The organism is Consotaella salsifontis (genome assembly GCF_900167365.1).
Lineage (GTDB): Bacteria > Pseudomonadota > Alphaproteobacteria > Rhizobiales > Rhizobiaceae > Consotaella > Consotaella salsifontis.
Genome location: NZ_FUXL01000007.1, coordinates 116447 through 138164 on the forward strand (window position 1 = coordinate 116447; position 21718 = coordinate 138164).

Consider the following 21718-nt stretch of genomic DNA (forward strand, 5'->3'; position numbering starts at 1 on the left):
CACTCAATAAGCGAAACATATCCGATCGATCGAATATGTATATCTGCCGATAAGAATCCTCTATCAACGGATATTTGAAAATATAGCCTGTTCGATTTGCGTTCGTTAAGAGACGGATTGCCGCATGTCAATTTATGAGACACGGTGATAGCAGGACACAAAGAGAGCATTAGGGAAATAAACTCACATGGGCCGAGCCAATACTTGTTTTCTATTGCTCGATCAGGATTCTCGATCGAGCGTGGATCGCCGGGGTTCGATGCCGGAGAACGCGATGCAAGGAGATGCCGGTCAATGAACCGCTTCATCGTTGCCGAAGCTGGACGATGCATCGGCTGCAACACGTGCATGGCCGCCTGCACCCAGGCCCATAAGGAGGCCGGGCGACAGAGCCATCCACGCCTGACCGTCACCAAGACGGCCGACGCGACGGCTCCGGTCGTGTGTCATCATTGCGAGGACGCGCCCTGCGCGCTCGTCTGTCCGGTGCGTGCCATCACGCACCAGGACGGCATGATCATGCTCGACGAGAAGACCTGCATCGGCTGCAAGCTCTGCGCGCTCGCCTGCCCCTTCGGCGCCATCACGCCGTCGGGAACGGGGCTTGCCGGCGTCGCGGGCATCGCCTTCCCCACGGTGAGGCCGCAGACGCTCGATCCGCTTCTGGTCTGGGAGCAGGGCGTCAAGTCGGTCGCCGTGAAATGCGACCTCTGCGACTTCCGCGACGAGGGTCCGGCCTGCGTACCCTCCTGCCCCACCAACGCCCTCTACCTCGTCGGCGACGACGGCATGGACGCGGTCGTCGCCAACAAGCGCGAGGTCACGGCCGATCAGCTGGGTCGTCCGAAGCTTCTTTCGGCCATGGGAGGTCGCGAGTGATGACGCCGCTCGAATTCCTCGGTCTGTCGCTCGCCCTGTCGCTTATCGGCGCCTTCGCGAGCTTGATTCTCGGCCGATCCGAAACTCTCGCGAGCGGGATCGCCAGCGTGGCCGGCGTCCTGGCCGCGGCGTCCGGCCTCGGCGCCGGCCTCCTCTCGCTCACCGGCCCCGTTTCGACCCTAGCCCTCGACGGCCCCTACCCCTTCGCGCACTTCGTCCTGAGGCTCGATCCTCTCGCCGGCCTGATGGTCGCGGTGATCTCGCTGCTTTCGCTGGTCGCCTGGATCTACGGTCTTGCCTATGTGCGCGAGTATTCCGGGCGCGGCGTCGGCGGCATGGGCTTCTTCATGCACCTCTTCATCGCCTCGATGATGCTGGTGGTGACGGCCGACAACGCCTTCTGGTTCCTCATCTTCTTCGAGATGATGTCGCTCGCCTCCTACTTCCTCGTCATCTTCGACGAGGACAAGAACGCGGTCGGCGCGGGCTTCCTCTATTTCTTCGTCGCCCATGCCGGCTCGGTGCTGATCATGGCGGCATTCTTCCTTCTGGCCAATGCCGCCGGCAGCTTCGATTTCGAGGCTTTCCGCCACGTCTCGCTGTCCGCGCCCATGGCCTCCACCGTCTTCGTTCTCGGCTTCCTCGGCTTCGGCGCCAAGGCGGGCATGATCCCGCTCCACATATGGCTGCCCAAGGCGCACCCGGCCGCACCGTCTCACGCCTCGGCGCTGATGTCGGGCGTCATGATCAAGATCGGCATCTTCGGCATCGTCAAGGTCGCGCTCGACCTTCTCGGCGGCGGCCAGCCGATGCTGTGGTGGGGCGTTCTGGTGCTTGCCTTCGGCGCGGTGTCCTCGGTGCTGGGCGTCGTCTACGCGCTCGCCGAACACGACATCAAGAAGCTCCTCGCCTACCACTCGGTCGAGAACATCGGCATCATCCTGCTCGGTGTCGGCACCGGCATGATCGGCCTGGCCGAAGGACAGCCGGTGCTCGCCGTGCTCGGGCTGATGGCCGGCCTCTATCACCTCGTCAACCACGCTGTCTTCAAGGGGCTGCTCTTCCTTGGCGCCGGCTCGGTCATTTTCCGCGTCCACACCAAGGACATGGAGGAGATGGGCGGGCTGGCAAAGACGATGCCGTGGACGGCGCTCTCCTTCCTTGTCGGCGCCCTGGCCATCTCGGCGATCCCGCCGCTCAACGGCTTCGTCTCCGAGTGGTACACCTACCAGGGCCTCTTCGCGGCGGCGCTTTCCGGCTCTTTCCTCGTCCAGTTCGCGACACCCATCGCGGCTGTCATGCTGGCGCTCACCGGCGCGCTGGCGGTGATGTGCTTCGTCAAGGCCTATGGCGTCATCTTCGCCGGCCCCTCGCGCAGCGCCCACGCCGCCCATGCGACGGAGGCTCCGGCACCGATGGTCACGGGCATGGTGGTGCTGGCTCTCGCCTGCGTCTGCCTCGGCCTCGCCGCCCCGTGGATCGCCCCGGTGATCGGAGGTATCGCTTCGGCCACCCTCGGCCTGCCGACGACGACGCTGGCCGACGGCGCCTTGCTGATCCCCGGTGCGGCAAGCACGACGGTTCTCTCGACGCCGCTCATCGCCATCCTGCTTTTGGCGCTGGCCACGCTGCCGATTGTCGTCAAGGCGATGTTCTCCGGTACCCGCATAGCGCGGCGCCGCTCCGACGCCCCGTGGGCGGCAGGATACCTTCCCGACATCCGCATGGCGCTCACGGCCAAGAGCTTCGCCCAGCCGATCCGCATGTTCTTCGTGCCGCTCTACGCGGTCAGGAAGTCCGTCGCCGGCGCCTGGTCGCATATCACCATCGGCTTCGAAAACTTCGTCTGCCTGGCTCGGCGCACCGAGCCCTGGGCCGACACTCGCTTCGTCGATCCCGTCACCCGCGGCGTCACCGTCACCGGGCGCTGGATGCAGGTGATCCAGGGCGGCGATTTCCGCATCTACTGCCTCTACATCGTCGGCGCACTGATCGTGCTGCTCGCCGTGGCAGCCCACTAGGAGGATCGAGATGCCGACCCTTTCCCACCTCCTTCTTGCTCTTGGCCAGGCGCTTCTGCTCTTCGCCGCGGCTCCTCTCGTCTCGGGTCTCTCCCGCTTCGAGCGCGCCAAGATGCACACCCGCCATGGCCCTGGGATATTTCAGGACTACCGCGACATCGCCAAGCTCCTGAAGCGCCAGGACATCACCCCGCCGGATGCCGGCGGCGTCTTCCGGGTGATGCCCATCGTCATGCTGGCGACGCTGTTCGTCATCGCCACCGGCCTGCCGATCTTCACGCGGTTCACGCCGCTGGCCGCCGTCGGCGACCTCATCACCATCGTCTATCTCTTTGCTCTCCTGCGCTTCTTCTTCTCGCTCTCGGGCATCGACTCCGGCTCTTCCTTTGCCGGCATCGGCGCCAGCCGCGAGCTGACCATGGGCGTTCTGGTGGAGCCGATCATGATGCTCGCCCTCTTCGTGGCGGCGCTCCTTGCCGGCTCCACCAATCTCGGCGCCATCGGCACGGCGATCGCCGACGGCGAGGTGCGCTCGGCAGCGGCCACGGTTCTCGCCGGCTGCGCCTTCGCCTTCGCCATCTACATCGAGTTGGGCAAGCTGCCCTACGACATGGCCGAAGCCGAGCAGGAACTTCAGGAAGGCCCGCTCACCGAATATTCGGGGCCTTCGCTGGCGCTGGTCAAATGGGCGATGGCGCTGAAGCAGACCCTCGTCATGGGCTGGTTCATCGCGGTCTTCCTGCCCTTCGGCAGCGCGACCGAGCTGAGCGCGGGTGGCCTTCTCGTCGGGCTCATCGTCTTCGTCGTGAAGCTGTTCGTTCTCTTCGGCCTCGTCGCCATCGTCGAGAACAGCGTGGCGCGGGCGCGCTTCCGCCTGACGCCCCAGCACAGCTGGCTCGGCGTCGGCGCAGCCTCGCTCGCCTTCGTGTTCTTCCTGGTTGGCCTTTGAGAGCCGCGTAGGGACCCCATCCAGTGATTACTCTCCCAACGACATTACCCGCCATCCTGGCCCTCGCGGCGACGCTGGTGCCCTTCCTCGGCGCGGCGCTCATCGCGGCCCTGCCGCGCGACGCCGGCAAATGGGTTTGCCAGATCTTCGCCGCCGCCGCCGTGCTCATCGCCCTGTGCCTTGCCTGGATCTTCGAAGCCGGCGGCTTCGAGAGCGCGCACACTAGCCTGATCGGTCTCGGCTCCACCGAGATCCTCGGCCTGACGATCGACCGCGTCAGCGTCCTCGTCGCCTCCGCCGTCATCGTCATCGGCTATCTGGTGGCGCTCTATTCCATCGGCTACCTCAACCAGGGCAACCGCGAGCATCCCGATATCGGACGGCGCCGCTTCTACGCCTTCCTGCTGATCTTCATCGGCGCGATGGCAGGGCTGGTCTTTACCTCCACAGTCATCGGCCAGCTCGTCTTCTTCGAGATCACCGGCGCCTGCTCCTGGGCCCTCATCGGCTACTACGAGAGCCCGAAGGCGCTGCGCTCGGCGGCCAAGGCGCTGATCGTCACCCACATCGCCTCGCTCGGCCTCTACGTCGCCGCCGCGCTCATCTTCATCGACACCGGCACCTTCGCGCTGACGGCGATCGCAGGCCTTCCGGCGTCCCAGAAGGCGACCATCCTCCTCGCCATCCTCATCGCCGCATGGGGCAAGTCGGCGCAGCTCCCCTTCCACATGTGGCTGCCCGACGCGATGGAGGCGCCGACGCCGGTGTCCGCTTACCTCCATGCCGCCTCGATGGTGAAGGTCGGCGTCTACATCTTCGCCCGCGGCCTGCTCTCTTCAGGCGGCGCGCCGGAGATCGTCGGATGGGTCGGCGCGGTGATGGCGACCCTGACGCTGGTCTACGGCTTCGCCATGTACCTGCCGCAGATCGATATGAAGCGGCTGCTTGCCTATTCGACCATCACGCAGCTCTCGACCATCTTCCTCGGGCTGTCCTTCTCCGTCTTCGGCTCCGACCTCGCCTTCAAAGGGGCCATCGCCCACATCTTCAACCACGCCTTCGCCAAGACGCTGTTCTTCCTGGTGGCGGGAGCCCTGTCCTACACCGCCGGCACCCGTCTCCTGCCGCAGCTTCGCGGCATCATGGCCAAGAAGCCGCTGCTCGGCGTCGGTTTTGCCGTGGCCGCCATGGCGATCGCGGGCGTGCCGCCCTTCTCCGGCTTCTTCTCCAAGTTCGCGATCTTCGCCGGCGGCTTCCAGGTCGGGCGCGAGCACTGGCCGCTGATGGTGATCGCGGTCATCGCGCTCGCCGAATCCGTCGGCACCTTCGCCTGGTTCCTGAAGTGGCTCGGCACCTGCATTCCCGGAACGCCCTCGGAGGCCATCGAGCAATCGGGACCGACGCCGAGAAGCATCCAGATCGTCCTCGTCGTCCTCATCATCATGTCGGTTGCTTCAAGCGGCATCGCCGCCTGGTGGCTGGGCTGAGGAGAATTCCATGCAAGGCACTTTGTTCATCAACGGTCTATCCGGCTTCCTGATCGTCACGGCACTGCTCGTGGCGCTGGCGCCGCGCCCCGTCCAGGCGGCCCGCTTCTACGCTCTCCAGTCGCTGGTTCTGGTCGCCCTCTTCGTGTCGATCGCCATGACCACCGGCTCCACCGAGCTCTATCTGTGGTCTGCCTCGGCCTTCGTCACCAAGGTCGTCCTGGTTCCGGTCATCATGACGAAGATGTTCCGGCGGCTCGAGGACCCCGAGCTCGGCTCTGGGGCGGTGATGCCGGCCGCGCTTTCGATCGTCGGCGCGGCCCTCATCGTCATCCTCTGCTACGCGGTCATCTCCCGCGTGACGCTGCCGGCCGCCCTGCCGCTCAAGCCGGCTCTGGCCATCTCGCTCGCCCACTTCTTCCTCGGGCTCGGCTGCATCGTCGGCCAGCGCAACATCCTCAAGCAGGTCTTCGGCTACTGCCTGATGGAGAACGGCTCGCACCTGACGCTGGCCATCCTGGCGCCCAACGCGCCCGAGCTGGTGGAGGTGGGCATCGCCACCGACGCCGTCTTCGCCGTCGTCATCATGGCGGTGCTCGGGATGCGCATCAGCAAGACGCTGGGCTCTCTCGACGCCCGCAAGCTCACGACCCTCAAGGGCTGAATCATGACACCCTCGTCCCTGCCCCTTTTCATTCTCGCCGGACCGCTGGTGATCGCCCTGGCGATCCTGCTCCTGCCGGCCCGCGTCATGAGCTTGAGAGCCTGCGAGGCGGCCCACGTCGTCTCCATGGTCCTCGTCTTCGCCCTTGCCCTCGCCATGACCGGGCAGGTGCTCGGCGGCGCGCGGCTCGAGGCGCTGGCAAGCTGGCTCTATGTCGACTCACTCGGCGCGATCTTCCTGATGATCATCGCCGTCGTCGGCCTGATGACCGGGCTCTATTCTCTCGGCTATATCCGCCACGACATCGAGGTCGGCCATCTCGATATGCGCCGGGCGAAGATCTACTACGGCTTCTTCAACCTCTTCGTCTTCACCATGCTTCTGTCGGCGACAGCCAACAACATCGTCATGATGTGGGTGGCGGTCGAGGCGACGACGCTGGGTTCCGCCTTCCTGGTCGGCATCTACGGCGAGAAGACCTCGCTCGAGGCCGCCTGGAAATACGTCGTCATCTGCACGGTGGGCGTTGCCTTCGGCCTCTATGGCACGGTGCTGGTCTTCTCCAACGGCTCCGAGGTTCTCGCCGATCCCCATCAGGCGGTGCTGTGGACGTCGCTCGCCCAGAACGCCGCGTCCCTCGATCCCTCGCTGATGAAGATCGCCTTCGTCTTCGTGGTCATCGGCTTCGGCACCAAGGCGGGCCTCTTCCCGATGCACGCCTGGCTGCCGGACGCCCACTCCGAGGCTCCGAGCCCGGTGAGCGCGCTGCTTTCCGGCGTGCTTCTGAAATGCGCCCTCTTCGTCATCATCCGCTACCTCGCGCTGATGGTGCGGGCGATCGGGCCGGAATTCCCGCAGACGCTGCTTCTCACCCTCGGCGTTCTGTCGGTCGTGGTCGCGGCGATGCTGTTCTTTGTCCAGAAGGACCTGAAGCGAAAGCTGGCCTACTCCTCCGTCGAGCATGTCGGCCTCATCGCCATCGGCCTCGGCCTCGGCGGCCCGCTGGGCGTCGCCGCCGCCCTGCTCCACTCCATCAACCACAGCCTCGCCAAGGCGCTGCTCTTCTGCGGCTCGGGCAACGTGCTGATGAAGTACGGCACCCGCGACCTCGACAAGGTGAAGGGCATGCTGCGCCTCGCCCCGGCGAGCGGCCTGCTTCTGATGATCGGCGCGCTGGCGCTGTCGGGCTTTCCGCCCTTCAACGTCTTCGTCAGCGAGTTCCTGGTGTTCGCAGCCGGGCTGAAGGCCGGCCATCCCTGGCTGATGCTCGTCTGCCTCCTCTTCTTCACCGTCACCATAGCCGGCTTCATCCAGATCATCTCCGGCTCGGTGCTCGGCAAGACGAGCGAGGGCGCCAAGCCCGGCGACGTTAGCGCCGCCACGCTGGTGCCCCTCGGCATCCTCGCCGCGCTCGTGCTGGTCATGGGCTTCGCCGTGCCGGCCCCCATCGCCAAGCTCGTGGCCGACGCCAGCGCCATCGTCCTCGACGGTGGCGACCCGGTGACGGTCGCCAGCCCCTGGCAGTTTGGCGGCACCACCCTCTTCGCCGATGACAACGGCCTCCTCGCAACTCCCGCCGCGGCTGCCGAGCCCGCCGCCGAGAAGGAGACGAAATAATGGACATTCTCTCTCAGGACCGGGTCGGCGCCTCCATCCTGTCGGCCCTTCGCGGCGTCCTGCCCCACGCCATCCTCCAGGAGGAATGGCAGACGCCGCGCCAGGTGACGATCACGGTCAAGCCGTCGGCGCTCCAGGACGTGGTCAAGACGCTCTATTACGAGCACTACGGCTGGGTTTCCGTGGTGGTCGGCAATGACGAGCGTTCGCTCACCGGCGTCTTCGCGGTCTACTACGTGCTGTCCATGGAAGGCCCCGAGAAGTGCCACATCGTGGTGCGGGTCGAGGTGCCGGCCGACACGCAGGAATTCCCCTCCGTGACGCCGGTCGTTCCGGCCTGCGTCTGGGGCGAGCGCGAGGTGCGCGACATGTTCGGGCTGAAGCCGGTCGGCCTGCCCGACGAGCGGCGTCTGGTGCTGCCCGACGACTGGCCGGACGATCTTCACCCCCTGCGCAAGGACTCGATGGACTACCGGATGCGTCCGGCGCCCGTCGCCGACAACGAGACCTATCCTTTCATCAACGAGGCCAAGGGAGAGACCACCATCGTTCCGGTGGGGCCGCTCCACATCACCTCGGACGAGCCCGGCCACTTCCGTCTCTTCGTCGACGGCGAGGACATCATCGACGCCGACTACCGCATGTTCTATGTCCACCGCGGCATGGAGAAGGTGGCCGAATCCCGCATGGGATACAACGAGGTCACCTTCCTTGCCGATCGCGTCTGCGGCATCTGCGGCTATGCCCACTCGGTGGCCTACACCACCTCCATCGAGAATGCCCTCGGCATCAACGTTCCCGCCCGCGCCCAGGCCATCCGCTCGATCCTGCTCGAAACCGAGCGCATGCACAGCCACCTGCTCAATCTCGGCCTCGTCTGCCACTATGTCGGCTTCGACACCGGCTTCCAGCAATTCTTCCGCGTGCGCGAGAAGGCGATGACGCTGGCCGAACTCCTCACCGGATCGCGCAAGACCTACGCCATGAACCTCATCGGCGGCGTCCGGCGCGACATCCTGGGCGAGCAGGCAGCCGAGACGCGGCGCGTTTCGGCGGAGCTAAGGGTCGACACCCAGCGCCTTGTCGACATCTTGCTGGAAACCGCCAATGTCGGCGGCCGCGTCAACGGCGTCGGCCTTCTCGACAAGCAGATCGCCCGCGACTACTCGCCCGTCGGGCCGCTCGTGCGTGGCTCCGGCCACGCCCGCGACACCCGCGCCGACCATGCCTTTGCCGGCTACGGCCTAGTCAAGAACACCATCCGCTCCCACGATGGCTGCGACGTGCTCGCCCGCACCCTGGTGCGCGCCGAGGAAGTGTTCGACAGCCTCGACCTCATCGACGCGCTGCTCGACACGGCGCCCGGCGGGGCGATCCTCACCGAGGACTTCGAGTACCTGCCGCACAAGTTCGCCCTCGGCTTCACCGAGGCGCCGCGCGGCGAGGACATCCACTGGTCGATGACCGGCGACAACCAGAAGCTCTATCGCTGGCGCTGCCGGGCCTCGACCTACAACAACTGGCCGGTTCTCCGCTACATGCTGCGCGGCAACACGGTGTCGGACGCCCCCGTCATCGTCGGCAGCCTCGACCCCTGCTACTCGTGCACGGACCGCGTCACCTTCGTCGACGTGCGCAAGCAGAAATCCGTCACCGTCCCCATCGAAGAAGTCGAGCGCTACGGCCGTGAGCGCAAGAACTCCCCGCTGAAGTGAGGTCGCCGTCATGCTGAAACTCTTGAAGGAGATCTTCCGCACCGGCGAAGCCACGGTGAAGTATCCTTTCGCTCCCCTCGAGGTGTCGAAGGACTTCCGCGGCAAGCCGGAACACGAAGCGGAAAAGTGCATCGCCTGCGCCGCATGCACCATCGCCTGCCCGCCCAACGCCATCCAGATGGAGACGGACATCGAGGCAGGCACGCGCACCTGGTCGATCAACTATGGCCGCTGCGTCTTCTGCGGGCGCTGCGAGGAGTCCTGCCCGACGGGCGCCATCTATCTGACCCCGGATTTCGAGCTCGCCGTGGGCTCCAAGGCCGACCTCATGCGCCGCGCCGTCTTCACGCTCGCCCAGTGCGAGGTGTGCGGCAAGCCGTTTGCCCCGGCCAAGGAGATCGCCTACGCCGGCGCCCTCCTGGCCCAGGCCAGCGAGGCCGAGGAGCTCACCGATCGCCAGCGGACCCTGCTCGCCACCTGCCCGGAGTGCAAGCGCCGGGCCGACCTCCAGAAGCTCGCCGACATGGCCATCGCTCGCCAAATGGAGACGCGCAAATGAACGCCCCGGTCAACGCCCAGACGCTCCTGACCTCTCCCGGCGCCGTTTCCATCCCCGCGCAGATCGCGGCGATGAAGGCGACGCTCCTCAAGGACATCCAGCGCTCCGCCTATGTCTACCGAGTGGATTGCGGCGGCTGCAACGGCTGCGAGATCGAGATCTTCGCCTCGATCACGCCGGTCTTCGACGCCGAGCGCTTCGGCATCAAGGTCGTGCCCTCGCCCCGTCACGCCGATATCCTGCTCTATACCGGTGCCATGACGCGCGCCATGCGTATGCCCGCGCTCAGGGCATATGAGGCTGCGCCCGATCCGAAGATCGTCGTGTCGTATGGTGCGTGCGGGTGCACCGGCGGCATCTTCCACGATCTCTACTGCACCTGGGGCGGCACGGATCAGCTCGTGCCGGTCGACGTCTACATTCCTGGCTGCCCGCCGACACCGGCCGCCACCATCTACGGCTTTGCCGTGGCGCTCGGCCTGCTCGGCCAGAAGCTGAAGGCCGAGACGCACATCGAGGCGCCGGGCGAGGCCGCGCCGCTGGCCCACCCCGACATACCCTATGTCCTGCGGGTCGCCATCGAGCGCGAGGCGCGGCGCATGGCGGGTTATCGCCAGGGCCGCGACATCGCCGAGGAGTTCTTCGCCGTCATCGAACAGCAGAGCGACACGCCCTTCCCGATGCGGATGGCCCAGCTTCGGGCGACCGAGCCCGACCCGCGCCGCGTCGAGATCTTCAGCCGCCTTGAGAGCGTGGTGGCTGAGGCCCTGCAAGCCTGAGGGAGGCCGCGACGATGAACATTCCGGTCTATACGGCGACCGAGGAGGTCATCTTCTATCAGCTCAAGCAGAAGTTTCTGGAGCGCAAGGAAGACATCCCCGAAAAGTCCAAGGAAGTGATGTACTACTCCCTGGCGATCGGGCATCACATCGGCGTTTTCGATTGCTTTAAGCCGCAGTTCCGCGCTCCGCGCGCGGCGGTCGACCGCATCATCGAGGCCCTGCCCGAGGACAGCGAGGCCCGGCGCAAGCTCGCCGGCCTCTACAAGTTCGGCGAGATCATCGTCGACATCACCCATGTTGGCCTGCTCAAGACCGCGGTCGCCGAAGTGAGCCCCAAGGCCGACGCCGAGATGGCGGCTTTTCTCGCGGGCCTCGACACCTGCCTCGATGCCATCCGCGATGAACCGGCAATCTATCTCATGGGTCGGTGGGTGCGATGACCAGCATCGTCTTCACCGTCGGCAACGTGCTGCGGGCCGACGACGCCGCCGGGCCGCTCCTGGCCGAGCGCCTGGAAGCAGAGCCGGCGCCGGGCTGGACCGTCATTGACGGCGGCCAGACGCCCGAGAACCATACTCATACGGTGCGCGCCCTGAAGCCGGAGCGCGTGCTTGTGGTGGATGCTGCCGAGATGGGGCTCGCCCCCGGCGAAATCCGCCTCATCGAGGAGGAGAGCGTGGTGGAGCATTTCCTCATCACCACCCATGCCATCCCCTTGAGTTTCCTTATTCAATCGCTGCGCGAAAGCGTGTCGGAAATCCTCTTCCTCGGCATTCAGCCAAAGGACACGAGCTTCTACGGCCCCGTTTCGCCCGCGGTGGATGACGCTGTGACGAGGCTTCATCGCCACCTCGTCGAGAACGGTCGCCCCGAAGACTTCCCGCGCATCTAGCGCGCCCTTCCTCGCGGCCACCGGATCCCGTTCGCTGTACAAAGCTCAAGAAGGGGGAATGAACAATGGCAGGAAACGACAACAACCAGGCCATTTTCGGAATGGACTGCTATTCGCCGCCTGAAATCCAGGAGAAGGTCGAGAAGCTCGGCGTCAAGAAGGCGACGATGCCCTTCTGGCCCACCTTCATGCTGGCCATCGTCGCCGGTGGCAGCATCGGTCTCGGCGGCATGTACTACACCATCGTGCTGGCCGATCCCGACCTTTCCTTTGCAACCCAGAAAATCGTTGGCGGCCTCGCCTTCTGTCTCGGCCTGGCACTGGTCATGGTCGGCGGCGCCGAGCTCTTCACCGGCAACTCGCTCATCGTCATGGCCCGCGCCAACGGTCAGATTTCCACCGCCCAGATGATCCGCAACTGGACCATCGTCTGGCTCGGCAACGCCGTCGGCTCGCTCGGCTTAGTCTTTCTGGTCTTCATGGCCCACAACGACGCGCTCAACCACGGCGGCGTTGGCAAGGCCATCATCAACCTCGCCATCGCCAAGACCAATCAGGACTGGATAACGATCTTCTTCAAGGGCATCCTGTGCAACCTGATGGTCTGCCTCGCCGTTTGGCTGGCCTATGCCGGCCGCTCGGTGTCCGACAAGATCGTCGCCATCATCCTGCCCATCTCCGCCTTCGTCGCCGCTGGCTTCGAGCACTGCGTCGCCAATATGTACTTCCTGCCCTACGCCCTGGTCCTCAAGGCCATGGGACACGTGCCTGAGGGCGTTGATGTGTCGATGCTGACGGTCGGCGGTGTCATCCAGAATCTCATCTGGGCGACGCTGGGCAACATCGTCGGCGGCGGCCTTCTGGTCGGCGGCATCTACTGGATGATCTATCGCAAGAGCCTCGGCGGCCTTCACCCGCTGGTCACGAGCGAAGCGCCCAAGGCGCGCCCCGGCCGCGTCGCGACCAGCCGCTGACAAGGACGGCGCACCATGAGGAGAGGCGGGTGCCGCCTCCCCTCCCAAGACCCGGGCCGCCTTGGGGCCGGATAGTGTTCGAGGCACGGAGACTGCTCGATGACCGAATGCGCACTCGAAGAGGCAACGGAACTTCCTGCCGCTCATCGTCCTGTCCCGCGGATCGTCTGGCGCGGACGCGCGCTGCCCGAAGACACACGCAGTGTGCCGGAAGAGGTTCCGGTCGCCGTCACCTATAACGGCTCGTCCCACGCAGTCATGATGGCGAGCCCAGCCGATCTCGAGGATTTCGCGGTCGGCTTCAGCCTGACCGAAAGGATCGTCGGATCGCCCGCCGACATCCTGTCGATCGATATCGTGGCCTTCGATCGCGGCGTCGAAGCGCGCCTGTGGATCGACGAGGCGTGCAACAAGCGCCTTTCGCAACGCCGCCGAACCCTCGCCGGCCCGACGGGATGCGGCCTTTGCGGCGTTGACAGCCTGTCCGAGGTCCTCATCGAGCCGAAGACGGTTTCAAGCGGCGCGCGCTTTCAGCCGGCCGACATGATGGGGGCTATGGCATCGCTGGCCACCGGTCAGCGCCTGTTCCACGAAACGCGGGCGGTGCACGGCGCCGCTCTGTTCACGCAGGACCACGGCATCGTGGCGGTGCGCGAGGATCTCGGCCGTCACAACGCCCTCGACAAACTGGTCGGCGCGGCCGCGCGTCAGAAATTCCCCGTGTCGTCCAGCATTGTTCTGATGACCAGCCGCATCTCGGTGGAGTTGGTTCAGAAGTGTGCCGTCCTTGGCGCGCCGATGCTGATGGCCGTTTCCGCCCCGACCTCTCTCGCGGTCGCCACCGCCGAGGCGGCGGGCATCACGCTGGTCGGCGTCGCACGGCGCGACGGCTTCGAGGTCTTCACCCATCCCCAGCGCGTCGACTTTTCCGAGTGACGATAGAACGTTGCGCAGGCCGATAAAGCCTTAGGCCATCGCGCTCAAAAGAGGCGCGAGCGCGCGGGCCTGTGCGATGAGGGCGGCCGTCAGCGGTGGCTGCGGGTCGCGCTTCGCCACCACCATGCCAATGAGCCGGGTCATTTCGGGCGCGACCAGCGGGATCGCTCGGATGTGTTGCGGCAGGTTGAGCACCTCCACCATGACACGCGGCAGGATCGTCGACCAGACGCCGGTGGCGACATGGGTCTGGATCACTGTGATCGACGTCGTCTCAAGCTTCGGCTCGACCGCCGCCCCCACCTCCTCGAAGAGATGGTCGATGATGCGCCGGTTCTGCATCTCGCGGCTGAGAAGACAGAGGGGCAGGCTCGCCGCCTCCTCCCAGGTGATGGACTTGCGCTCGCCGTACGGTCCATCCGCGCTGGTGATCAGGTGGTAGCGCTCGCGGTAGAGCGGGACCTCGTAGACATGGCCGACCGGCTCGTTGTCGAGATAGGTGATCCCGGCATCGATCTGAAGATTGTCGATTTTCGACAGGATCTCAGTCGAGCTCTGGGAGTAGACGGTGATGCGCACGCCCGGATGGGCATCCCATAGTGCGGAAGTGTGGCGGGCCATGACGGGAAGGGCCGTCGGCACCGCGGCAATGCGCACGTGCCCCGTCTCGCCCTTCTTCATCATCTCGATATCGGCGCGCAGAGCCTGGAAATCACCAAGAATACGCCGCGCCCATTCGAGCACACGTTCACCCTCCGCCGTAAAGCCGATGAAGCGCGATCCCCGATCCACCAGAGGCACGCCCAGCGTTGCTTCCAGCTGCTTGATGGCCGCAGAGAGATTTGGCTGAGAAACGCCGCAGACTTGCGCAGCACGCCCGAAATGCTTCTCGCGGGCGAGCGCCAGCAAGAAATGCAGCTTTTCTTCCATGGTTTGATCTGCCTACGATCGAGCGCCGCGATCCAAAGACCGGCCGTCAGCGCGCGCAGCTCCGCCCGTCCCCGGCAAAACATGTCAAGATGAGACGCATTTTGCAAGATTGGTTCTAAAAAAGCTTGTGCGGCTTACCGTCGCCCGACCAACGATCGTCGATTTCGCTGTTTTAAGGGCTAGTTGAGCCGCCGGCCGCTGTCCCGGTCGAAGACATGCAGAGCACTTTGCGGCATCCTCATCGGCACAGTCTCGCCTTCGCCAAGAGCGGGACGATTGCGGAAGGTCGCGACGATTCTGTCGCCGGCGAACTCGCCGTAGACCTGAAGTTCCGCGCCCGTCGGCTCGGTCATCTGAACGACGACCGGCAGCGCCGATGTTGACGGCTGCCCCGGATCGAGCTCGAAGTGCTCCGGGCGAATGCCGAGCACTACTGCGGCTCCGTCGCGAACCTCATCCGGCAGTTCCAGGGACACGGCAATCTCCCCGAGCCAGACGATCGACTTGCCGTCGGAGCGCTCCACCCGCCCCTCCAGGAGGTTCATCGCGGGAGATCCGATGAAGGTCGCCACGAAGATGTTCGCCGGCCGATCGTAGACCTCCAGCGGGGCGCCGACCTGCTCGATCCTGCCGGCATTGAGGACGACGATCCGGTCCGACATCGTCATCGCCTCCATCTGGTCGTGGGTGACGTAGATGGACGTGGTTCCGAGGCGGCGCTGCAGCGCCCTGATTTCGCTGCGCATCTGGACGCGCAGCTTGGCGTCGAGATTGGAGAGCGGCTCGTCGAACAGGAACACCTGGGGCTTGCGCACGATCGCCCGCCCCATGGCGACGCGCTGGCGCTGCCCGCCCGACAGCTCCTTCGGGTAGCGCTGGAGATAGGGCTCGAGGCCGAGGAGTGCCGCCGCCTGGCCGACGGCCTTCTCGATCTCCGGCTTCGGCACGTTCCGCAGCTTGAGGCTGAACCCCATGTTCTCGAACACCGTGAGATGGGGATAGAGCGCGTAGTTCTGGAAGACCATCGCGATATCCCGGTCCTTCGGGGCAACGTCGTTGATGACGCGCCCGTCGAGAGAGATCCTCCCGCCAGTGATCGGCTCCAGACCGGCGATCATCCGTAGCAGGGTCGATTTCCCGCACCCGGATGCCCCGATGAGCGAGATGAACTCGCCTTCCGCAATGGCCAAATCGACGCCATGGATGATCTCGGCCTTGCCATAGCTCTTGCGAAGCCCTTCGATATCGACCGCTGCCATGTCGCAATCCCTCAAGAGTCGGTGTTTTCATTCCCGCGTCCACGGCGGCCGAAGGCGCGCTCCGGCCGCTAGGCGTACGACGCGTCAGGACAGAGTCACGACCTTGGTCAGGTGGCGCGGCTGGGTGGTGTCGATGGACTTTGCCCGCGCCACCTCCTCGCCGAGAAGCTGGAGCGCCGGCAGCATGATCAGCATCCGGCCGAGGCCCGACTCGCCGATCGGCAGCGAAAGGTCGCCGGCGCCGCCGAAGCCGATGACCCTGGCGCCCTTGGATTGGACGTCCCGCGCGACGCGCTCTTCCGCCTCGCGGGTTTCCTCGCCGTAGAGCAGCACGACCAGCGTACGATCGTCGACCAGGCTGATCGGCCCGTGCCGGTATTCCAGCGGGTGGAAGGCCTGCGAATAGGTGATGCTCATTTCCTGAAGCTTCAGAGCCCCCTCCGAAGCAAGGCCGTAGAGCGCGCCGCCGCCAAGGAAAACGAAGTGCGAGCGCCCCTCGATGATGCCGGGGGCCTTCGCGGCCATCTCGCGCAGCGCCTGCTCCGCCGCCGCGACGGTCGCCTCTGCCACGGAAACGCCCGCCCAGCGCAGGCCAACGAGAAGCATCAGACTGGCCGAGGAGGTCATGACGATACCCTCCTCCGCATGGGTGGCGGCGAAGATCGTTTGATCCGCCGCCTTGGCGATGGCGCTGTCGGCGGCGCAGGTGATGGCGACCGTATCGATGCCCGCGGCAACGCTCTCGCGAATGGCACGGACCGTTTCGGTGGACTCGCCGCTGCGCGACAGGCCGACCACACAGACGTCCGTGCGCTCGCCGACATAGGCGCGCCGGTTGAATATCCATTCCGCCCCCGGAACCGCGACCGCCGGCCGTCCGGCGAGGTTGAACGCGGCCGCGAGGCTCTGCGACAGATAATAGGACGTTCCACAGCCGACGAAGACGAGGGTCTTCGCCGGAAGCGGCGGCAATTCCAGCTCGATAGCCTTCCGCCAGAACGGGAACTGCTCGTAAATGACGCGCTCGGTGACGCTCATCACTTGTCTCCTAGGGTTATTCTCGAGTTATTTCTGCGCACCGGCCATCAGACCGCTGACGAGATAGCGGTTCAGGAAGATCACAAGGATGATCGGTGGAACGATTGCCAGGATGCCCGCGGCGTTCATCAGGCCGTAATCGACATAGTTGCGCGTGACGAACTCGGGGATGAGGACGGTCAGCGGCTTCGTCGCGAGCGTCGGCGAAAAGACGAGGGGCACGATGAACTGGCCCCAGGCGTTGAGGAAGGTCAGGATCGCGGCCGCGATCAGGCCCGGCGCCGCCAAGGGCATGACGATCCTCAGCAGCGTGTAGATGCGCCCTGCCCCGTCCAGCCACGCCGCCTCCTCCAGCGACAGCGGCATCGCCTGATAGACCGTGCGCATCAGCCAGAGCGCGAGCGGCAGGAAGGCCGAAACATAGATCAGCGTGATCCCGACATAGGTGTCGATCAGGCCCATCATGATCATCAGCCGGTAGAGCGGGATCATCACCGTGTAGGCAGGAATGGCCATTGTCGCGACGACGAGGACGAACACGAGATTGCGGCCGGGAAAACGCAATCTGACGAAGGCATACGCGCCGAAGGCGGCGATGGCGACGGTCAGCACCGTGGCGGCGAGCGAGGTCAAGATGCTGTTGAGGAGAGCCGCCGAGAACTGCGGCCAGACCGACTGCACGGTGTTGCCCTGGGAAACGCTCTCCGCGCCGAAAAGACGGGCGTAGTGCTCGAAGGTGACGTGCTCCGGCCAGAAGCGCGGCGCCTTGGAAACAAGGTCCGCGGGCCTCGTCAGGCTCGTCGCCAGCGCCCAATAGATCGGACCGACCGACCAGAACAGGAGGGCGAGCACGCCGACGACTTTTCCGGCAAGGAGGAAGCGGCTGTTGATGGTTCGAGCGGACATCAGTCGAGCCTCGTCTCGCGGTAGACGCGCAGCACGTAGATCATCGAAACGATGAGGGACGCGATCATCGCCAGCAGCGAGAGCGCCATGCCGTAGGAAAACCGCAGGTTCTGGAAAGCCGACATGTAGACCTGGATGATGACGGAGCGGGTGTCGAGCCCGGACCCTCCCATGATCCATGCCTCGTCGAAGAGGTTGAAGGCAAAGACCGTCGACTGGCTGAGAGCGATGGCGAGACCGCCCGAGATGAGCGGCAGAGTGACCAGGCGGAACGACTTGAGGGCCCCGGCGCCGTCCAGCTTGGCGGCCTCGTAAAGCTCCTTCGGCACGCTCTGGAGCGCGGCGAGCAGGATGATGGCGGTGAGCGGCATCATCCGCCAGACATGGACGAGCGTGACCAGAAAGAGCGCCGTGCCGCGATCGTTGAACCATACCCTCGGCGCGTCGAGGAGGCCGAGCGAAATGAGCGCATGGTTGAGTACGCCATAGCTCGGATTGTAGATCCACATCCAGACGATGGCATTGACCACCGGCGGCAGGCACCAGGGAAGAACCGTCGCCGCCAGCAGCCATTGCCGGCCCCGGCGAATGTTGTTGAGCAGGAGCGCGGCACCCAGCCCGCCCGCCGTTTCCAGCACCACCGCCATCACCACATAGGCGAAGGTGTTCATCCAGGAGGCCTGGACGTTGGAGTCGGTCATCAGGTCGGTGTAGTTGCGCAGCCCGATGAAGGGCTCGCCGGCCCGCATCGGATCGACGCGATAGAAGCTGTCGATGACCGTCGTCACGAGGGGCATGAACACCAGTCCGCCCATGATCACGACGATCGGCAGGACGAAGGCGAGTCCCATCGCCGCTTCGCCGAACTGATAGGCCGGTCGCGCGGCCAGAATGCGTTGAGCCGTCATATGCTCCGCGCTCCGTGAGACGGGATGGAAGAAGCCCGCGTTCTTCCCTTTATCTTCGGGACGAACGTCGGTTGAGGTCGGCGGTCCGACCCGGCCGCGATGACCCGCCGCGTCAGGCGGGTCGTCGTCTTGAGGCGCCTGAGCCGGCAATCGCCTCTAGCGTTCGGAGGCTTCCTTGGCGCGCGCGGCGATCTTCTCGGCCGCCTCGTCGACCGAGATTTGCCCCTTGGCGAGCTGGTTGATCGTGCTCGCCACCGCGCTGGAGAACTCCGGATACCAGCCGGGCGTGCCCTGCTTGAACAGAGGCTCGACGGTCTTGGCCTGCGCCAGCAGCTTGTCGCCGGCAAACAGCTTGCCCTCGTCGTCGAGCTGCTTCAGCACGCTGAGGCGCGGCGGCAGATCGCCAAGCGAATTGTAGATCTCGATCTCGTTCTCGGGCTTGGCCACCCACTCGATAAACTTGGCGGCCGCTTCCTGATTGTCCGCCGATGTCGGAATGCCGATGGCCTCGGGCAGGCCGAAGGTGCGCGACTTGCCGGTTGCGGACGGCATCAGCGCCGCGTCGACCTGATCGGCCACCTGGGACTTGGAGGAATCGCTGTAGACCGCGAGATTGCCGGCCCAGCCGGCGACGTCGAAGGTGATCGCGCCGCTCTTGAAGAGCTCCTGCACCTCGACGTCCTTGAGCCCCGTCGCGGCTGGATCGATCAGGCCGTCTTTCAGCGCGTCGGCGATGAAGGCGAGCGCCTTGTAGCCGCCGGAGTCCTTGTCGGTGAAGAGCGGCTTGAAATCCTTGTCGAAGAGATCGCCGCCAAACGCCATCGTCAGAAGATACCAGGCCGTCGAGGTGCCTTCTGTCGCCGACAGCGGCAGGCCCAGCGGGAATTTCGTGACGCCCGCGTCCTTGATGGCCTTGGCCTGGTCGAGAAGCTCCTGGGGCGTCTTCGGAGGGTTGTCGATGCCGGCCTTTTCCAAATGCGACTTGTTGTAGATCAGGATGCGGAAGTCGTTGTTGTAGGGCAGCGCCAGGAGCTTGCCGTCGAACTTGAAGATTTCCGCCGTCGGAATGTCGGCGACGGTATCGTCGGCGATCTTGCCGTCGAGCGGCGCATACCAGCCGGCGGCGCCGAACTGGCCGACCCAGGACCAGTCCACCTCGGTCGCCTGCGCCGGGGCGGTCTGCGCCACCATCGACGTCACGATCTTGGTGCGGATTTCGTCCCAACCCATAGTCTGGATGTTGAGGGTGACGCCCTCCTCCTTCTGGAAGCGATCGGTCATCGCCTTGGGGATCGTGCCCCAGGGCGGCAGAAGGACGGTCAGCGTCTCGGCGTTCGCCGCCTCGGCCACCGTCAGAGAGGGCAAGACAATTGCGGTGTTGAGCGCCGCGACGAGCGACAGGAAAGTGCGTCTTCTCATTTTCTCGTCTCCTTGCTTGATGGGTCTGCGTAGGCGGGGAAATTGCGGAGGGAAGCGTCGACGCGCTCCACCCATTGGGGCGTGACGTTCCAACCGGCATGGACGGCGGCGCGGAAAAGCGCGCCGCCGATGGGAGGAAGGCGCCCGGCGACCGGCGCGCACCCCACTCGATCCTGGATTTTCTCGCGAATGAGGGAGCTCCTCATGACCCCGCCGGCGAAGCTCCAGGTGAGCGGCGCCTCTCCGGCGGCAAGCCGCCAAGCCGTGAGCAGGGTTTCGGCAAGTTCGTCGGCGGCCTCTGCCATGAGACGAAGGGCCACGGGATCGCCGGCCTCGGCGAGATCGGAGGTAATCATCGCCAGGCGCGCGAATTCGGCCCGCCTGTTCTCGGCGCCATAGCACCACGCCGCCAGCTCCGAGGGCGCGACGCCCAGGCGGGCGAGGAAGGCGGACGAGAAATCGGACCCGGCGCTGCGCCCGTCGAGCTCGCGGGAAACGGCGCGAAGACTCTCCCGTCCGATCCAGAAGGCGCTGCCCTCGTCGCCGAAGGCCTCTCCCCAGCCGCCGACCCGCACATGAGGGTCGCCGGGGCCGTTGAGGCTGGCCCAGGCCATGGACCCGGTGCCCGCCAGAACGAGGACGCCACCGCCGCTGGCGCCTGCGAAGGCGCCGTCGAAGGCGATGCGCACATCGTTCTCGACGATGGGCTCCACCCTGACCAGCTCCCGCGCCAGGCGAAGTTGCTCCTCCGTGTAGGCGGCGATCTCCCCGAAGGCGGAGAGCCCGAACACGGCGGCGGAAATTTCCTCCTGGCGCGGCAGCCGGGAAACGAGATCCCGCAGCAACTCGCGCCAGCGCGGCTGACTGGATGGGTCGAGGCCGGGGCAGCGCAGCACGGCGACCACCTCGCCCGAGGCATCGGCCAGAGCCGCAAGCGTCTTCGTCCCACCGCTGTCGATGCCGAGAACGAGGCTCATGGCTGGCCTCCCGCAACGGGCGCCAAGACCGGGGCCGAGCCGGCCTCGGCAAGCCGCGCCCGCCAATCCGGCGCAAGGTCTTCATCGGTCAACACCTGAAGATCAGGCGTCACAGGGGCCACGCGATAGGGCAGACGCTTGCCGAACTTGCTGGAGTCGATCAGGAGCGCCTTGGCCGAGGCGCGCGCCAGCATCTTTTCGTTGAGGCGCGCCTCCGCCTCGTCCAGGCTGTAGATGCAGCAGTCGTCGGACAGCGCGCCCGCGCCCAGGAACAACTGATCGAACCACAGCCGCTCCAGCATCGCCTCGGCCAGAGCGCCGACCATTGAGGCGTTTTCCGCGCGCAGCGCGCCCCCGATCAGCGTCAACTTGATGCCGGCGACATCCATCAGAACCTGCGCCACCACGATGCAGTTGGTGAAGACCGACAGCGGCATCGGATCAAGCCGGATGCAGCGGGCCAGCTGAAGAACGGTGGTTCCCGCGTCGAGAAAGATCGCGCTGTGCGGCACGACCTTCTGGAAGGCGAGCTCGGCGATCGCGCGCTTGGCCGGCAGGTTCTGCCGCTCGCGGTGCTGAAAGGCGACCTCAATGCCGACGCTGTCGGCGATGCGCGCGCCGCCACGGGTCCGCGTGACCGCACCCTCCTGCTCCATGACCTGAAGGTCGCGGCGGATGGTGGCCGGTGATGCCCCGACGGCGTCCGCGATCTCCTGGATCGAGCTCGCACCGGAGGCATAGAGCATCTGCCGAATTGCTGAGAAGCGGTCGTCTTTCATGAGGCCAGGATCTCTCTGCTCTGTAGC

General features: G+C 65.4%; 21 protein-coding genes. 13 read left to right on the forward strand and 8 right to left on the reverse strand.

The window, feature by feature from the left end:
- Nucleotides 1-294 precede the first annotated feature (294 nt).
- The 13 genes from B5D38_RS11705 (at nt 295) to fdhD (ending at nt 13475) form a co-directional block, all read left to right on the forward strand.
- Nucleotides 295-879: a 4Fe-4S dicluster domain-containing protein gene (locus B5D38_RS11705; RefSeq protein ID WP_078708608.1), complete on the forward strand. Its 585-nt coding sequence runs from the start codon at nt 295-297 to the stop codon at nt 877-879.
- Complete coding sequence (gene hyfB / locus B5D38_RS11710) at nt 879-2900, forward strand: hydrogenase 4 subunit B (RefSeq protein ID WP_078708609.1); 2022 nt, start codon at nt 879-881, stop codon at nt 2898-2900. The genes B5D38_RS11705 and hyfB overlap by 1 nt, the downstream gene beginning before the upstream one ends.
- 10 nt (nt 2901-2910) lie before the next feature.
- On the forward strand, nt 2911-3849 hold the full coding sequence (locus B5D38_RS11715; protein WP_078708610.1) for a respiratory chain complex I subunit 1 family protein: 939 nt from the start codon (nt 2911-2913) through the stop codon (nt 3847-3849).
- Between the two features lie 23 nt (nt 3850-3872).
- Nucleotides 3873-5336: a hydrogenase 4 subunit D gene (locus tag B5D38_RS11720; protein ID WP_078708611.1), complete on the forward strand. Its 1464-nt coding sequence runs from the start codon at nt 3873-3875 to the stop codon at nt 5334-5336.
- Between the two features lie 10 nt (nt 5337-5346).
- Nucleotides 5347-6000: a hydrogenase 4 membrane subunit gene (gene hyfE / locus B5D38_RS11725; protein ID WP_078708612.1), complete on the forward strand. Its 654-nt coding sequence runs from the start codon at nt 5347-5349 to the stop codon at nt 5998-6000.
- A gap of 3 nt (nt 6001-6003) precedes the next feature.
- Nucleotides 6004-7617 carry a hydrogenase 4 subunit F gene (locus B5D38_RS11730; RefSeq protein ID WP_078708613.1) on the forward strand — a complete coding sequence of 538 codons (1614 nt, stop codon included), beginning with the start codon at nt 6004-6006 and terminating at the stop codon, nt 7615-7617.
- Nucleotides 7617-9332 carry a hydrogenase large subunit gene (locus B5D38_RS11735; protein WP_078708614.1) on the forward strand — a complete coding sequence of 572 codons (1716 nt, stop codon included), beginning with the start codon at nt 7617-7619 and terminating at the stop codon, nt 9330-9332. Before B5D38_RS11730 ends, B5D38_RS11735 begins: the two co-directional genes overlap by 1 nt.
- 10 nt (nt 9333-9342) lie before the next feature.
- On the forward strand, nt 9343-9891 hold the full coding sequence (locus tag B5D38_RS11740) for a formate hydrogenlyase complex iron-sulfur subunit (protein WP_078708615.1): 549 nt from the start codon (nt 9343-9345) through the stop codon (nt 9889-9891).
- Nucleotides 9888-10670, forward strand: a complete 783-nt coding sequence (locus B5D38_RS11745; protein ID WP_078708616.1) for an NADH-quinone oxidoreductase subunit B family protein — start codon at nt 9888-9890, stop codon at nt 10668-10670. The genes B5D38_RS11740 and B5D38_RS11745 overlap by 4 nt, the downstream gene beginning before the upstream one ends.
- Before the next feature lie 14 nt (nt 10671-10684).
- On the forward strand, nt 10685-11113 hold the full coding sequence (gene hycH / locus B5D38_RS11750; protein WP_078708617.1) for a formate hydrogenlyase maturation protein HycH: 429 nt from the start codon (nt 10685-10687) through the stop codon (nt 11111-11113).
- Entirely contained in the window at nt 11110-11565 is a 456-nt protein-coding gene (hycI, locus tag B5D38_RS11755) for a hydrogenase maturation peptidase HycI (RefSeq protein ID WP_078708618.1), read from the forward strand. The genes hycH and hycI overlap by 4 nt, the downstream gene beginning before the upstream one ends.
- Nucleotides 11566-11630: 65 nt before the next feature.
- On the forward strand, nt 11631-12539 hold the full coding sequence (locus tag B5D38_RS11760) for a formate/nitrite transporter family protein (protein ID WP_078708619.1): 909 nt from the start codon (nt 11631-11633) through the stop codon (nt 12537-12539).
- A 99-nt stretch (nt 12540-12638) separates the two neighbouring features.
- Complete coding sequence (fdhD, locus tag B5D38_RS11765; RefSeq protein WP_078708620.1) at nt 12639-13475, forward strand: formate dehydrogenase accessory sulfurtransferase FdhD; 837 nt, start codon at nt 12639-12641, stop codon at nt 13473-13475.
- Nucleotides 13476-13505: 30 nt separating this feature from the next.
- Here the strand turns inward: fdhD and B5D38_RS11770 are convergent, their stop codons facing one another.
- From B5D38_RS11770 to B5D38_RS11805, 8 genes are all read right to left on the reverse strand, one after another.
- Nucleotides 13506-14405 carry a LysR family transcriptional regulator gene (locus B5D38_RS11770; RefSeq protein WP_078708621.1) on the reverse strand — a complete coding sequence of 300 codons (900 nt, stop codon included), beginning with the start codon at nt 14403-14405 and terminating at the stop codon, nt 13506-13508.
- 179 nt (nt 14406-14584) lie between these two features.
- A complete protein-coding gene (locus tag B5D38_RS11775) occupies nt 14585-15664 on the reverse strand; it encodes an ABC transporter ATP-binding protein (protein ID WP_078708622.1) in 1080 nt (359 codons plus the stop codon).
- Between the two features lie 84 nt (nt 15665-15748).
- Nucleotides 15749-16702 carry an SIS domain-containing protein gene (locus tag B5D38_RS11780; RefSeq protein WP_078708623.1) on the reverse strand — a complete coding sequence of 318 codons (954 nt, stop codon included), beginning with the start codon at nt 16700-16702 and terminating at the stop codon, nt 15749-15751.
- Between the two features lie 27 nt (nt 16703-16729).
- A complete protein-coding gene (locus B5D38_RS11785) occupies nt 16730-17608 on the reverse strand; it encodes a carbohydrate ABC transporter permease (RefSeq protein WP_078708624.1) in 879 nt (292 codons plus the stop codon).
- The gene (locus tag B5D38_RS11790; protein WP_078708730.1) at nt 17608-18516 is read right to left on the reverse strand and encodes a carbohydrate ABC transporter permease; all 909 of its coding nucleotides are present in this window, start codon (nt 18514-18516) and stop codon (nt 17608-17610) included. The genes B5D38_RS11785 and B5D38_RS11790 overlap by 1 nt, the downstream gene beginning before the upstream one ends.
- Nucleotides 18517-18672: 156 nt before the next feature.
- Nucleotides 18673-19935, reverse strand: coding sequence for an ABC transporter substrate-binding protein (locus tag B5D38_RS11795; protein ID WP_078708625.1), 1263 nt, complete (start codon nt 19933-19935; stop codon nt 18673-18675).
- Nucleotides 19932-20912 carry an N-acetylglucosamine kinase gene (locus B5D38_RS11800; RefSeq protein ID WP_078708626.1) on the reverse strand — a complete coding sequence of 327 codons (981 nt, stop codon included), beginning with the start codon at nt 20910-20912 and terminating at the stop codon, nt 19932-19934. Before B5D38_RS11800 ends, B5D38_RS11795 begins: the two co-directional genes overlap by 4 nt.
- On the reverse strand, nt 20909-21691 hold the full coding sequence (locus tag B5D38_RS11805) for a DeoR/GlpR family DNA-binding transcription regulator (protein WP_078708627.1): 783 nt from the start codon (nt 21689-21691) through the stop codon (nt 20909-20911). The genes B5D38_RS11800 and B5D38_RS11805 overlap by 4 nt, the downstream gene beginning before the upstream one ends.
- Nucleotides 21692-21718: the final 27 nt, after the last annotated feature.

Excerpts from the sequence above, each read along its gene's own strand:
- B5D38_RS11705 (WP_078708608.1), top strand. The coding sequence starts at position 295 with ATGAACCGCTTCATCGTTGCCGAAGCTGGACGATGCATCGGCTGCAAC.
- hyfB (WP_078708609.1), top strand. The coding sequence starts at position 879 with ATGACGCCGCTCGAATTCCTCGGTCTGTCGCTCGCCCTGTCGCTTATC.
- B5D38_RS11715 (WP_078708610.1), top strand. The coding sequence starts at position 2,911 with ATGCCGACCCTTTCCCACCTCCTTCTTGCTCTTGGCCAGGCGCTTCTG.
- hyfE (WP_078708612.1), top strand. The coding sequence starts at position 5,347 with ATGCAAGGCACTTTGTTCATCAACGGTCTATCCGGCTTCCTGATCGTC.
- B5D38_RS11730 (WP_078708613.1), top strand. The coding sequence starts at position 6,004 with ATGACACCCTCGTCCCTGCCCCTTTTCATTCTCGCCGGACCGCTGGTG.
- B5D38_RS11735 (WP_078708614.1), top strand. The coding sequence starts at position 7,617 with ATGGACATTCTCTCTCAGGACCGGGTCGGCGCCTCCATCCTGTCGGCC.
- B5D38_RS11740 (WP_078708615.1), top strand. The coding sequence starts at position 9,343 with ATGCTGAAACTCTTGAAGGAGATCTTCCGCACCGGCGAAGCCACGGTG.
- B5D38_RS11745 (WP_078708616.1), top strand. The coding sequence starts at position 9,888 with ATGAACGCCCCGGTCAACGCCCAGACGCTCCTGACCTCTCCCGGCGCC.
- hycH (WP_078708617.1), top strand. The coding sequence starts at position 10,685 with ATGAACATTCCGGTCTATACGGCGACCGAGGAGGTCATCTTCTATCAG.
- hycI (WP_078708618.1), top strand. The coding sequence starts at position 11,110 with ATGACCAGCATCGTCTTCACCGTCGGCAACGTGCTGCGGGCCGACGAC.
- B5D38_RS11760 (WP_078708619.1), top strand. The coding sequence starts at position 11,631 with ATGGCAGGAAACGACAACAACCAGGCCATTTTCGGAATGGACTGCTAT.
- fdhD (WP_078708620.1), top strand. The coding sequence starts at position 12,639 with ATGACCGAATGCGCACTCGAAGAGGCAACGGAACTTCCTGCCGCTCAT.
- B5D38_RS11770 (WP_078708621.1), bottom strand. The coding sequence starts at position 14,405 with ATGGAAGAAAAGCTGCATTTCTTGCTGGCGCTCGCCCGCGAGAAGCAT.
- B5D38_RS11775 (WP_078708622.1), bottom strand. The coding sequence starts at position 15,664 with ATGGCAGCGGTCGATATCGAAGGGCTTCGCAAGAGCTATGGCAAGGCC.
- B5D38_RS11780 (WP_078708623.1), bottom strand. The coding sequence starts at position 16,702 with ATGAGCGTCACCGAGCGCGTCATTTACGAGCAGTTCCCGTTCTGGCGG.
- B5D38_RS11785 (WP_078708624.1), bottom strand. The coding sequence starts at position 17,608 with ATGTCCGCTCGAACCATCAACAGCCGCTTCCTCCTTGCCGGAAAAGTC.
- B5D38_RS11790 (WP_078708730.1), bottom strand. The coding sequence starts at position 18,516 with ATGACGGCTCAACGCATTCTGGCCGCGCGACCGGCCTATCAGTTCGGC.
- B5D38_RS11795 (WP_078708625.1), bottom strand. The coding sequence starts at position 19,935 with ATGAGAAGACGCACTTTCCTGTCGCTCGTCGCGGCGCTCAACACCGCA.
- B5D38_RS11800 (WP_078708626.1), bottom strand. The coding sequence starts at position 20,912 with ATGAGCCTCGTTCTCGGCATCGACAGCGGTGGGACGAAGACGCTTGCG.
- B5D38_RS11805 (WP_078708627.1), bottom strand. The coding sequence starts at position 21,691 with ATGAAAGACGACCGCTTCTCAGCAATTCGGCAGATGCTCTATGCCTCC.